This window comes from Priestia flexa (genome assembly GCF_021441905.1).
Taxonomy (GTDB): Bacteria; Bacillota; Bacilli; order Bacillales; family Bacillaceae_H; genus Priestia; species Priestia flexa.
On sequence record NZ_CP090431.1, the window covers coordinates 918,954 to 931,719 of the forward strand.

The 12,766-nt window shown below is 39.8% G+C and carries 12 protein-coding genes and 1 riboswitch; of the genes, 7 read left to right on the forward strand and 5 right to left on the reverse strand.

The window, feature by feature from the left end; translation table 11 throughout:
* Nucleotides 1-15: 15 nt before the first annotated feature.
* The 3 genes from cydD (at nucleotide 16) to LZP85_RS04665 (ending at nucleotide 5,139) form a co-directional block, all read left to right on the forward strand.
* The gene (gene cydD, locus LZP85_RS04655; RefSeq protein ID WP_234562054.1) at nucleotides 16-1,746 is read left to right on the forward strand and encodes a thiol reductant ABC exporter subunit CydD; all 1,731 of its coding nucleotides are present in this window, start codon (nucleotides 16-18) and stop codon (nucleotides 1,744-1,746) included.
* Nucleotides 1,743-3,452 carry a thiol reductant ABC exporter subunit CydC gene (gene cydC / locus LZP85_RS04660; RefSeq protein WP_234562056.1) on the forward strand — a complete coding sequence of 570 codons (1,710 nt, stop codon included), beginning with the start codon at nucleotides 1,743-1,745 and terminating at the stop codon, nucleotides 3,450-3,452. The genes cydD and cydC overlap by 4 nt, the downstream gene beginning before the upstream one ends.
* Nucleotides 3,453-3,570: 118 nt before the next feature.
* Nucleotides 3,571-5,139: a bifunctional metallophosphatase/5'-nucleotidase gene (locus LZP85_RS04665; protein ID WP_234562058.1), complete on the forward strand. Its 1,569-nt coding sequence runs from the start codon at nucleotides 3,571-3,573 to the stop codon at nucleotides 5,137-5,139.
* Nucleotides 5,140-5,168: 29 nt separating this feature from the next.
* Here the strand turns inward: LZP85_RS04665 and LZP85_RS04670 are convergent, their stop codons facing one another.
* Nucleotides 5,169-6,512 carry a hemolysin family protein gene (locus LZP85_RS04670; protein WP_025910182.1) on the reverse strand — a complete coding sequence of 448 codons (1,344 nt, stop codon included), beginning with the start codon at nucleotides 6,510-6,512 and terminating at the stop codon, nucleotides 5,169-5,171.
* 636 nt (nucleotides 6,513-7,148) lie between these two features.
* Here LZP85_RS04670 and gloA2 point away from each other — a divergent pair.
* Complete coding sequence (gene gloA2 / locus LZP85_RS04675; RefSeq protein WP_025910184.1) at nucleotides 7,149-7,544, forward strand: SMU1112c/YaeR family gloxylase I-like metalloprotein; 396 nt, start codon at nucleotides 7,149-7,151, stop codon at nucleotides 7,542-7,544.
* Between the two features lie 26 nt (nucleotides 7,545-7,570).
* Here gloA2 and lepB read toward each other — a convergent pair whose 3' ends face one another.
* The 3 genes from lepB to LZP85_RS04690 all read right to left on the reverse strand — a co-directional run bounded on the left by lepB (nucleotide 7,571) and on the right by LZP85_RS04690 (nucleotide 9,980).
* On the reverse strand, nucleotides 7,571-8,125 hold the full coding sequence (gene lepB / locus LZP85_RS04680; protein ID WP_025910186.1) for a signal peptidase I: 555 nt from the start codon (nucleotides 8,123-8,125) through the stop codon (nucleotides 7,571-7,573).
* Nucleotides 8,126-8,726: 601 nt separating this feature from the next.
* A complete protein-coding gene (locus tag LZP85_RS04685) occupies nucleotides 8,727-9,050 on the reverse strand; it encodes a LapA family protein (protein WP_025910188.1) in 324 nt (107 codons plus the stop codon).
* Between the two features lie 186 nt (nucleotides 9,051-9,236).
* Nucleotides 9,237-9,980: a M48 family metallopeptidase gene (locus LZP85_RS04690; RefSeq protein ID WP_119543543.1), complete on the reverse strand. Its 744-nt coding sequence runs from the start codon at nucleotides 9,978-9,980 to the stop codon at nucleotides 9,237-9,239.
* Nucleotides 9,981-10,245: 265 nt separating this feature from the next.
* Nucleotides 10,246-10,347, forward strand: a riboswitch (SAM riboswitch).
* A gap of 68 nt (nucleotides 10,348-10,415) precedes the next feature.
* Here LZP85_RS04690 and LZP85_RS04695 point away from each other — a divergent pair.
* The 3 genes from LZP85_RS04695 to LZP85_RS04705 all read left to right on the forward strand — a co-directional run bounded on the left by LZP85_RS04695 (nucleotide 10,416) and on the right by LZP85_RS04705 (nucleotide 11,571).
* Nucleotides 10,416-10,664: a hypothetical protein gene (locus tag LZP85_RS04695; RefSeq protein WP_025910192.1), complete on the forward strand. Its 249-nt coding sequence runs from the start codon at nucleotides 10,416-10,418 to the stop codon at nucleotides 10,662-10,664.
* Between the two features lie 293 nt (nucleotides 10,665-10,957).
* On the forward strand, nucleotides 10,958-11,230 hold the full coding sequence (locus LZP85_RS04700) for a hypothetical protein (protein ID WP_119543544.1): 273 nt from the start codon (nucleotides 10,958-10,960) through the stop codon (nucleotides 11,228-11,230).
* Nucleotides 11,227-11,571 (forward strand): hypothetical protein, encoded by a 345-nt coding sequence (locus LZP85_RS04705; RefSeq protein ID WP_119543545.1) that lies wholly within the window; start codon nucleotides 11,227-11,229, stop codon nucleotides 11,569-11,571. Before LZP85_RS04700 ends, LZP85_RS04705 begins: the two co-directional genes overlap by 4 nt.
* Before the next feature lie 13 nt (nucleotides 11,572-11,584).
* Here the strand turns inward: LZP85_RS04705 and LZP85_RS04710 are convergent, their stop codons facing one another.
* Nucleotides 11,585-12,760, reverse strand: a complete 1,176-nt coding sequence (locus LZP85_RS04710; protein ID WP_206833410.1) for an MFS transporter — start codon at nucleotides 12,758-12,760, stop codon at nucleotides 11,585-11,587.
* Nucleotides 12,761-12,766 lie beyond the last annotated feature (6 nt).

The following is a 12,766-nucleotide window of genomic DNA, read 5'->3' on the forward strand; positions in this document are numbered from 1 at the left end:
GGAGACCGATTGTGTATGGAACTGCTGAGAAAACGAGCATTTGCACATAAAAAAATGATGATTCCGCTCATCCTATCATCGTTGCTAAACGGTGTGATGTTAGTTGGCCAAGCATATTTCTTTGTGTACATTGTCGACCAAATCTTCTTGAAGGACGCGTCGTTTCAAGACGTGCTTCCTTCTTTTATTTATTTATTAATTGTCTTAACTGCTCGGGTGCTGTTTATCTATCTATCAAGAAAACTAGGAATTAAGCTTGGTGAAAAAGTGAAGGGTGAAATCCGAGAAGAGCTTTTTGAAAAATATGCAAACAACCCTTTACAAGCTTCGTTAAGCGGCCAAACGGGTAAAAAAGCGAGCGTAGCGATGGATGCGATTGATGAAGTGGATAACTACTTTAGCTTCTATATTCCGCAGGTCATCCAAACGAGTATTTTGCCGCTTATTATCTTACTTGCCGTGTTTACGCAGCACTGGTTTTCAGGATTATTAATGATGATAACCGCACCATTTTTCCCGATTTATATGATTGTGATTGGGTTAAAAACGCAAAAAAAAGCGGATGTTCAAATGGAAAAAATGACGGCTTTTTCAGGTCATTTCCTCGATGTCCTGCAAGGATTAACGACGCTGAAGCTCATGCGCAAAGCAAAGGTGCAAAAAGACAAGATGAAAGAGAAAAGCTTTGAATTTCGTGATGCGACAATGGATGTTTTGAAAACAGCATTTTCATCTTCTCTGGCACTGGAGTTTATTGCGATGCTAAGCGTTGGTCTCATCGCCTTTGATCTTGGCCTACGCCTTGTTGTATTTGAAAATATTACGTTTTTTGCATCGTTTTTTATTTTAATTCTCGCACCGGATTTTTATCTATCGCTTCGAGATTTAGGTAGTGCATTTCACGCTGGAAGAGGTAGCATCGGGGCAACGAATAAAATCAAAGAAGAGCTTGAAGCTTCCGAACACGGAGTGAAGTGGGGAAATCATCGAGTAGAGCAAGGGCAACCTGCTCATATCGTGCTGGATGATATTCATTTTTCTTATCAAGAAGGAGCATTTTCATTACGTGACGTTTCGTTAATCATTAAGCCGTTTGAAAAAGTAGCGATTATCGGTCCAAACGGATCAGGAAAAACAACGCTGCTTCGATTGATTTCGGGTTTAATTGATCCAACAGAAGGACAAGTAGTCATTAATGGAAAACAGCGAACTGACATTAGCGAAGCGGATTGGTTTGAATCTATCAGCTATATTTCTCAGCACCCGTATTTATTTTCCGGAACGATTAAAGAAAATATTTGCCTTGGTACACAAACTCAAGTGACGGAAGCAGAACTTATAAAAGCAGCCGAAAAAGCGGGGCTGTTACCGCTTATTCAGTCGATGGAAGCTGGCTTTGATACGCTGATAGGTGAAGGGGGAAGAGGCCTCTCTGGCGGTGAGAAACAGCGCCTTGCACTAGCTCGTGCATTTATTAAGCAGCCTTCTCTCATTGTATTTGATGAACCGACAACTGGTCTCGATTTAGTAACGGAACAAATTCTACAATCATCCATTAAAGAGCTAAGTGAGCGAGCAACCATGATTACCGTTGCTCATCGACTTTATACGATTCGAAATGCGGACCAAATTGTTTATTTGCAAGACGGAAAAGTCATTGATTCAGGAACGCATGATGAATTAATGACGCGCATTGACAGCTACCGCGACATGATGCAGGCGCAGCAAGGAGAGGGTGTTAGATGAGAAACTTACTGACAATCAGCACAATTGTACTGAAAGAAAAAAAGGATATTGTATATACGACGATATTCGGTGTACTAGCAGGGCTCATCGGCATCTCTTTATTCGGTGCAAGCGGGTATGTCATCTCCAAAGCAGCTCTTATTCCACCGCTGTATACGTTAACGGTTATGCTTGCGCTTTTAAAGCTGTTTGGTATTGCAAAAGCTGTAACAAAATATGCGGAGCGTTATTATTCACACCGAGCAACTTTTACGATTTTGGGAAACCTGCGCGTACGCTTTTTTGAAAAATTAGAACCGCTCATGCCTAGCGTACTTCATCAGTACCGCAGCGGGGATTTACTAGCACGAATTGTTGGAGACGTAGAAAATTTACAAAACTTTTTCCTGCGGGTATTCTATCCGCCAATCATTTTTTTCTTTGTTTTCATTAGCACCATTTTCTTTACATTGTTTTACTCAGTTTGGATTAGCGTGACCTTAGCTATTGGAATGCTCCTCACGGGGTTTGTTGTACCCATGCTTGCTGCGTGGAGGCAGCAGCGTTTAAAAGCATCTACTCAAGAGCTCAGAAGTGAGCTATCGGCAGAAACAACGGAGTTTTTATACGGGTTTCGAGATTTAAAAGTTCATCAAAAAGTAGAAGAAAAGCAAGGAAAGCTAACTGAATTATCTAAGCGTTATTTAAGCGCTCAAGCAAGAAAGCAAGAAGCGGAAAACGCAAGCCAATCGTGGAGCTTAGTTATTTCCATGTTCGTATGCTGGGCCGTAACTTTATTCGGCGTCTATGACGTCACGCGAGGCGAGCTGGACGGGTTATTCCTAGCAATGCTTATTATGATTGGACTGAATGTATTTGAATATGCAGTTCCAATGGCTGCATTTCCGACTCATTTCGAAGATAGCCGTCGCTCTTCGGCGCAGCTGTTTTCTGTTATGGGTAACCAGAAAGAAGTAAAGAAGCCTGTTTCAGCTGTGCTTCAAGATGAACCGATGGACGTAGAAGTGAGAAATCTATCATTTGCGTATGGAAATCGCAACGTACTAGATGATGTCTCTGTTACGTTTTCAGCTGGCTCAAAAACGGCAATTGTGGGACCTAGTGGTTCTGGTAAATCCACTTTGTTTCAGCTGCTCGTCAAGCTGTATGAGCCTACCTCAGGCACCATATCCATTAATCAAGAGTTCTTAACGAATGTTGAACAAGAAGATTTGTGGAGCTATACGAATGTCGTGATGCAGGAAAATCATTTTTTCTACGGGACGGTTCGTGACAACCTCCTGCTAGCAAATGATAACGCGTCTGATATCGAGTTAAAAGCAGCGTTACAAGCGGTGGAGCTACATGCGTATGAGCTCGATGATCGCATCTTAGAAAAAGGTGAAAACCTATCTGGAGGCGAGCGTCAAAAGTTAGCAATGGCTCGTGCATTTTTGAAAAAAGGCCGAATTTGGCTACTGGATGAACCTTTCTCATCAATGGACTTGCTAACGGAACAAAAAGTGATTGCCGAGCTAACACAAAAAGCAAAGGACGCAACGCTTATCTTCATTAGCCACCGTCTTGCTGGCTTAGAGCGGATGGATCAAATTATTGTCATGGATGAAGGCAGAGTGGTTGAAGTTGGTTCGTTCTCTGAGCTGATGAGTAAGAAAGGTTACTTTTATCATTTAAAGCAAGTAGAAAAAAGCATTTTATTTTCATGATAAAAGCGTATCAGAATAGCTGATGCGCTTTTTGTTATGTTTGTCTTTACATATCGTTCATACTTCCTTAATGCTTCTATGGTAGCCTAACGATAACAGCATGAGGAGGGGATATGAAATGAGATTATTTCAACGTATAGCTATGCTTTTACTTGTAGGCATCTTATTGTTTACCACGTATCACCATGCTTTCCAAACGCATTTTACAGCCTCGTCTAATGATTTAATTCACGTGCAGCTTTTAGGAATAAACGACCTTCACGGTCAGTTAGATCAATATCAGCAGCTCCAAGGTAAACGAGTAGGAGGAGCTGAGTATCTCGCTTCTCATTTGCAAGCATACCAAGAAAAAAATCCGCACACGCTTCTCGTTCACACCGGTGATATGGTCGGTGGGAGCCCTCCTATTTCTTCGTTATTTAATGATGAACCAACAATTGAATTTTTAAATTTGCTAAACGTTGATATTGGTACGCCAGGCAATCATGAATTTGATCGTGGAGTAGCAGAAATGAAGCGCTTAATTCATGGTGAATCCCCTCAGGAAAAAGGAAACTTTAAAGGAGCTACAGCACAGTACACCTCAGCCAACATTTTAGATAAGAAAACGGGTGAAACCGTGTTTCGGCCGTATGTCATCAAAAAAATAAACGGAGTGAACATGGGCTTTATCGGAGTTGTCACAACGGATACAAACGATTTTGTTTTGGCAAATAGTCGAGAAGAAGTAATGATTACCGATGAGGTAAATGCCATTAACAAAAGCGTAAAACAACTGAAAGAGCAGGGCATACGTTCTATTGTCGTCTTAGCTCATGTTTCTGTGCAGTCTGATCAAAATGGTGGGAATCCAAAGGAAGATTTAGCTGAAATGGCATATAAAGTAGATGACGAAGTAGACGTCATGCTAGGAGCTCATAACCATCAGTACGCTAATACCGTTGTCGATGATAAGCTGCTCGTTCAGGCTTACTCCTATGGAAAAGCTTTTTCACAAGTTGAGCTTGGGATTGATAAGCGTACTGAAGAGATTGCTTACAAACAAGCGGAAATTGTACCCGTAGAACATGAATCCGTAAAGCCAGACCCAAAAGTAATGACGTTTTTACAAACGTATAAAGATCAGCTTGGTACGGATGCTGGTAAAAGCATTGGAACGCTTCCTTATCAGCTGACGCGTAAAAAAAATAAGCGAGCTGAGTCGCCTCTTGCTCAGCTTGTGGCAGAAGCAAGCAGAAAAGAAATGCAGGCGGATATCGCGCTTGTTCATCATGGGGGAATTCGAGCGAGCCTTCCGAAGGGCGACGTGACGAAAAAAGATTTGTATACAGCTTTTCCTTTTGAGCATCATCTCGTCAAGATTGAGGTAACAGGGGGAGACCTGTATGAAATTTTGGAACAGCAGTGGAGTGAAAAATATGATGCAGCTTTACAAACAGCGGGCATTACAGTGGAATGGAATGACTTAGCGCCGTTTGGTGAGCGGATTGAAGAGATTAAAGCAGAAAGCGGTGAGCCGATTGAACTGACTCAAACGTATACGATTGCTCTGTCAAACTATCTGCAAGAAGGTGGAGATGGCTTTTCAAAACTTACAAGTACGAAAGTTTTACAGAAAGGTCCGCTTATAGTAGATGCTGTAGCTATGCATTTTGAAGATAGCTATCCATTAGTTGTTCAGAAATGAAAAAAGCTGCCTCGAGGCAGCTTTTTCGGTTATATTTCAATTTTTAGTGCTTCTTGTTGCACTTCGTTTTCTTCCTGAGATAATTGACGAACTTCTACTTCTTTCATTTGATGTCCGTCCATTTCTTTTGCCGTGAATTCATATCCGTATAGAGTGACGGATTCATTTTCTTGAATATCAATGTTTTGAAGAAGCATCCATCCACCGAGCGTATCGATGTCTTCGTGCTCAAGTTGAATATCAAGCACTTCATTTACTTCATCAAGCAATACTTTTGAATTGAAGATAAAGTGTTGATCGCTAAGCTTTTGAACATACGGCTTTTCATCTGTATCAAACTCATCGCGAATTTCTCCAACAATCTCTTCTAAAATGTCTTCAACCGTTACAATACCAGCTGTACCACCATATTCATCAATAAGCACCGCCATATGCGTACGCTGTTTCTGCATGGATAGTAGTAAATCTTGAATTGGGACTGATTCAATGACTTGAATAATTGGTTTCATATACGTTTTGACAGGCTGATTACGCACAGCATCGTTTAAGACCACATCGTTTAGAATTTCTTTGATGTTGACAAGGCCGATAATATTATCTTTATCCCCATCAATGGTAATTGGATAACGAGTATAGCGATCTTCTACAGCCACTTTTAAAAATTCGTCAATTGTATCGTCTTCAGAAACAACGGCCATTTCAGTTCTTGGCACCATGATTTCACGAGCAACGCGGTTGTCAAATTCAAAAATGTTGTTTACATATTTGTATTCAGATTGATTAATTTCGCCGCCTTTATAGCTTTCTGATAAGATGATGCGAAGCTCTTCTTCACTGTGCGCTAGCTCGTGCTCTGAGGCTGGTTTTAATCCAAATAAGCCTGTTAATAAGCGAGCTGAACCGTTAAGTAACCAAATGAAAGGAAACATGACTTTATAAAAGACAATTAACGGTGGTGCAAACAGAAGCGTCACAGTTTCAGCTTTTTGAATCGCCGCCGTTTTCGGTGCTAACTCTCCAACAACGACGTGGAAAAACGTAACCGACGCAAAAGCGATTACAAACGAAAGCACGTGTGAAACGGAAGATGGAACACCTAAGTCTGCGAAAACTGGATTTAAAATGCGCTCAACCGTTGGTTCACCTAGCCAACCTAATCCAAGTGCTGTAATGGTAATACCAAGCTGACATGCGGATAAGTATTCATCTAGGTGAGTCGTGACGGTCTTCACTGCGACCGCTCCTTTTCGACCTTCTGCTACGAGCTGATCGACACGAGAGCTACGAAGTTTTACAATCGCAAACTCTGTCGCAACAAAATAAGCAGTTAAAGCAATTAAGAAGGCAACTAAAATTAAATTAATGGTTATCAATGAACATACTTACTCTGCGTAAGCAAAGTAAGTAAACACCTCCTGTAAATAATCAAATTACGACAAGAGCATGAGAAGTGAGTGCGTGAGAGTGGCTCTAGTGATTGCTTAACAGAAGCTTTTTCACCGTCATTAAGCCTTTTATTCTTGACGCTACACTTTTTGTCGTCGTGTATAATGATGTTGTTATAAGCTCGTCTTTATGAAGGAGGGGCTTGTTTTCTATATGGGATGTATTCTCCAATTGTTGCTTCCTTTTTCTAAGCAAAAGCCCTTTTTGTTTTAAAGCTTCAATAAGACGAAGATGTACGAGTAATTCTTTTGAATAGTAATTTACCGTGCGTTTTGTTATAAATGCCATCTCTGCAAGCTTGCTAATTTTATACATCGCAATCCCATCAGAAAACCACCTCCCTTCAAGTAGTAATAGGAATAAATAGTATAGTCGCTCAAAAATTGATTTGAAAAATAGTATACTATAAAACTATGTTTGATGACAAAAAAACGATTGAACAGAGTGGGAAATTAGTTTAAACGATACGAACGGAAAGAGAATTTCCTAAAATAGTAAATGTGTCTTTTCTTTTTTTAGTTGCTCGGTTATGATGAAAGCAATGATTACATAGGAGGGCAAGGATGGAGTTTAAGAGAATTCACCATGTAGCAATCATCGCAAGTAATTATGAGCAATCAAAAGCGTTTTATGTAGAAAAGCTAGGAGCGCGTATTTTAGAAGAGACATATCGAGAGCATCGCGACTCTTATAAGCTAGACTTAGAGCTAGCGCCAGGAGTACAAATTGAGTTGTTTTCATTTCCAAACCCTCCAGCTCGTCCATCACAACCAGAGGCTTGTGGTCTTCGGCATTTAGCTTTTGCTGTTGAAGACGTGGAAGCAGCAAAAGTAGAGTTAGAGAGTAGAGGCATTGAGGTAGAACCGATTCGAGTGGATGAGTTAACAGGAAGGTTATTTACGTTTTTTGCAGATCCAGACGGCCTTCCGCTTGAGTTGTATGAAGAGAATGGGTATTAAAAAAGGAGCGGACGCCGCTCCTTTTTTTAGTGCATTAGTTTGAGATCAGTCAGAGGCCAATATTTCACATCGACTTCACCAACGATGTCTGAGACAGGTGTTAATCCGAAGTGTCGGCCATCGCGGCTTATTCTACGGTTGTCTCCGAGTACAAGGACGAATCCATGAGGAATGATGCCGTCATTTACGAGTTCTTCGGTAGAGAAGTTTTCAGTGAAGCGTTCGTATGTCGGGATATGCTGTAGGTATTTATGTAAGTGAGGTTCACTTACTTTTTGGTTATTAATATAGAGCTGGTCATCAATGTATTCAATCTTTTCGCCTGCAACACCGATTATTCTTTTAACGAGGTACTCGTCTTGGTCATGAGGAGAGTGAAGGACGACGAGATCGAAGCGTTGATAGTTGCTTAGTTTATTAATAATAATACGGTTGCCTTCTTGAAGCGTAGGATTCATAGAGTCTCCTTTAACGGTATAAGGCTGAAAGAAATACTGTTGCACAATAAGAGAAAAGAGAAGTGTTCCGAGAATGATGGAGCAATAGATTATGATTTCTCGTTTTATGCGAGTTTTTCTCAATATAAGAGCACCTTCTTTTTTAAGTGAATCGTTTTGTTAAATCAAATAGAAAGAATAAAGAACAGAATTGATTGTACCATTGTTAGCTAAAGATTTCCATTTGTATATGCGTGTTATTCATATTTTCATAGGAGGGAAGACGCATGCAATGGGTGGTGATTTTCACTCCGGATTGCTCGCTTTCCGCAGGGCTCGGTCTGAGCTTCCTCGTAAACTGCGGGATCTCAGAGCACTCGCTAGTCCTGCAGGAGTCTCGCATCTTCCGTTTCAATCACGGGCTTCTTGAGTAGGAGGGAAACTACGTATCTCTATAAGTGTTTGGGTGTGGAAGAAGGACGAGCGCACGCAACGAGTCGTAATTTTCACTTCGAATTGTTCGCTTTCCACGTGGCTCGCGCCTGCCTTCCTCGTCATTGCGTTTCTGCGGGGTTTCAAGCCGTCTTGCTAATTCCGTAGGAGTCAAACATTTCCCATTTCACTCACAGGCTACTGACATAGCTAGTACACCCTTTATTATAATAATTGAGGGGGTAAGGAGGAAAAACAAAAAATCCTGCCCTCCCGTAGTGTTGGGAAAGCAGGATTTTAGTATATCTCTATATTAAGCTGATGGTTCACCTTGCGTTGATAAAGGTTTTTCTAGATCAGCTTGTGGTTCTGAGTGAGTGGCTAGTTGCGTTTCTAGTTCGGCAATTCGTTTTGTTTGTTGCTTGTTTTTACTTTTAAGCTGAGTGATTTTAACAAAGCTTAGTGAAGCAGCGACGACACCACCGAATACAGCCGATGTTAAAATAATTAAAATAAGTGGCCAGTCTTGTGAGCCAAAGACATAGTTAAATTGAACTGGCTCATTGTTGATGACAGCTAAGATAGCAATAATAAGAGCGAAAATAAGACCTAAAATGAAAAAGCTTTGTCCTTTCATTAGGTGCACATCCTTTCTGAAGATAGATAAAGGAGCAAAATTAAATTTTATACTACCTTTACATATACTTAACCTATATTATTCAACTATAAACATTTTTTATTATAATTAAGTTTTAACAAAACACAATATGCAAAAACACCCATCCTTTGTGTAGTTTAGGATGGGTGTTTTGCTGTTAGCTGATTAGAATGCTTGTAAGCTATTTTCTTCTAACCATTGTTTACGCTCTGCTGCATCTTCAAATAATGAGTCTGCATCTGTAAATTGTGAAGCAATCACATATTCAATTGTTGTTAATGGTGCTAGAAGTAGACGCCAGTTCAATACTAGCTCACCGTTTTCCATCGTTGCATATGTATCTTGCAGTTCCTTCCACGCTACAGAGTCAGGTGCATCTGCTGCTTGTTTTTTCACTGCTTTTAGTGCTTCGCTGAATTTTTCATTTGCTCGTCCTTGGTACCATTCTGTTAAAAGGTTTTGAATTCCCTCGTTTGTTTCTTGTTCAGACCAGGATGATGGCACTGTTGCGATAAATTTAGCACGGAACGTCATCTCAGGTTGCTCCACATTATCACGAACGATGTTTAAGCGGTACTGACGACCTAAATACGAAAATTTGTCATCGTTTTCAAAAGATGCCGTCTTTGCTTTAGGTGCAGCTGGCGTTTTGTTCTCAGTTTTTGCTTTTTCGGCTTTTTTAGCAGCCGGTTTTTTTGCTTCGGTTGGTTGATTACCACCGTTAAGTTGTTTTAAAATCCAAGTCGCTTTACGAGAAATAACAGAGCGAACGTTGTGCTCGTTTAAGCCTCGTGGGATAATTACGGTTACCCCTTCATTGTCACAAATTTGGACCGTAATATCGGTTTTATTTGGAACGACTTTAATTTTGTAGTCAATTGTTTGATTGCCAATTTGATACGTATACATATAGTTTTTCGTGCTCCTTTCTACAAATCTTCATTTTATAAGCAAAGGTAGAGTTTGGTCAAATGAAAGAATAATCAGAAAAGTATCCAGGGATTTAATTAACGAATTACATTACGTTTTTTTGTTAGTTTTTACGTAAAGAAAGGAAAATATTCTCGCTTTACTATGCATAGGTTAAAAAGAGTGATAAAACTGAAAAAAAGAAAAATTTAAAAAATACTCTTGCTAAATAGGAGATATTTGGTATAATGAAATCTAATTTAAAAAGTTATCACGAGTGGACGAGAGATCTGGCTCTATGACTCCACAGCAACCTACCAACGTAAGGTGCTCCTACCAGCAAAGCATTAGCTTTGGGTGATAAGACGGGTGAAAGCTCATTTTGCATCTAAAGCAAAATGAGCTTTTTTGATTTTATTAGAAGGAGAGATACGGATGACACAAACGATTATAAAGAATCATGAAGAAGTGCTAAACGATGTATTAAATCAATTGAAGGAGATTAATGATTTTACCTGTAGAAAGCTTGAGACGTTTTACGAAATTGTAGTAAAGAGCGGAAGGGATACGTATGCCATTGGAATTGACTGCAAAGTTATTGAGGGCTACACAGAAGAAGGTTTAAAAGAAGCTTGTATAGCAAAATTAAAGCGAGTTGGATGGCTGAAAGGTACATACGCTTAAGGTTGTATTCATATCAATTGCAGTCTTGTCTATAATCATGATAAGATGCTTATCTTCTCTCTTTTCTTTTTTCGTTGAAAAGAGATGATATTTGTCGAAATTTTTACACAAAATAACCGTTACAACTTGGTTGGAATTGTGGTAAGGTATAAAACAAGAATATTCTAACAATTTTAAAAGGAGGCTGAACATGGAGCTGTTAATTGAACACGGAAATGACGAAGGTAGCGAACAATTTATTGATCGCGTACTAGACTTCTTAGAGGACGACGAATAAAAGCCTAGAAGCTTATATGAACAAGCTTTTTATAACGGTGTTAGCACTTTTCTTACTATGTTTATCAGCATGTAGCAATTCACCGGAACAATTAGTGAGGGAGTTTAGTAAATATAAAGAATTAGAAGGATTGGACGTGCTGTTGCAAACAACTCCACAACCTGTTGCAAACTCTTTATTAGCTTTTTATGAAACAGTCGATCATAAATTTGGAGTGGTAGAATTTGATGGAGATAATAACTTAAAATCGGAAAAGAGAATTGAAAATATTACAATAAGTACACGGTGAAATTCTTAGATGATAAAGAGGAAGCAGTATACACTGAGCAAGTTGAATTTTATAATGTGACGTTAGATGAGCTTTTGAAAAAACAGTCAAGCACTGAACAAGTAGCTGAAGATAAATCAGAGAGCGAACTATATGAAGAAGAGAAAGAAGCTGATGATTTAAAAGCTCCTTCTGATCCCGGTTTCGTTGTTGGCCTCATCTTAATAGTGGGGAGCGTCTTTTTAGATTTGGGTGTGCTTTCAACTATACTGTTGGTTATCGGTTTAGGTACTATGGTGTTTTATGATGAAATCGTCGAGGTATTTCAAGCGATAAGAAAAGACTTTAGCCAAAAAAGCTAAAGTCTTTTCTTAGTTAAGAGCTAGGTGTTATTTCTTTGGGTGAATAGTCGAGTGCAATATGACGTTGAAGCAGAAGGAGCGCACCGAATGTTAATACAGCTCCAATTAAAAATGGATACATGCTGTTCAGTTCAAAAGCAAAGGCTCCCATCAGAGGCCCGAAAATCCTTCCTAAGCTATCCATTGATGAATTAATACCTGAAGCTGACCCATAGCCGATATTCGTTTTAAGGGTAATCAGAGCGAGTACACAAGGGCGAATAAGGGCATTGCCGGCTGTAAAGATGCAAAGGAAAACCGTTGCGTTAAATAAATTGGATGAAAATAAAATGGATGCAAATCCGACCGCTGAGACAATTAAACCAACAGCAATTAGCTTTTTCTCATTTCCTTGCTTAAATCGCTGTAAAACCCCGCCTTGAATAACAGCTTGCGTAACGCCACTGGCCATAAACATCCAGCCAATCATGGTAGGGGTTACATCAATGCGTTCGATTTGAAAAAATTGAAAAGTTGCTTCAAGGCCAGCTAGCGTAAACGTTCCAAAAAAGGAGAGTAAATATAAATACTTCATTGCGCCTTTAAAATCCGTGTTGAAATCTTGCAGCGTAGTTGTCTTTTCCTGAGAGACACTTTCTTGCTGGAGCGATTCCGGTAATGCAAAGAAAGCATAGGTCGTCATAATTAGTGCCAATATCCCTGAAATGGTAAATGGGAAAAATAAGCTCACGGACGATAACAGTCCACCTAATGCTGGTCCAAAAATAAAGCCAAGCCCGATTGTCATTCCTAAAAGGCCCATTGCTTTTGTGCGATTTTCTTCCGTGGTAATATCAGAAGCGTAAGCGAATGCACATGGAATAACCGCTCCGGCAAATAAACCTCCAAGAATACGTGATATGTACATCAGAACGAGTGAGTCATTAGCGAATGAAAAAATAAAGAAACTAGCGCTAAATCCGATTAAGCCCGTAAGAAGAACGGGTCTTCTACCTTTTCGGTCAGATAGACTTCCCCAAAATGGAGCGATCAAGAAAGATGCGATAGAATAACTTGCCATTAAGAGTCCAAGGTTAACTGAGCTAGCTCCAGTTGTGCGAATGACTTCTGGCACAATCGGAATAATAATGCCGAATCCGACAAAAATCATAAACAAGATAAACATAAGCGTGCCAAGCTGTTTTTTCATATGAAG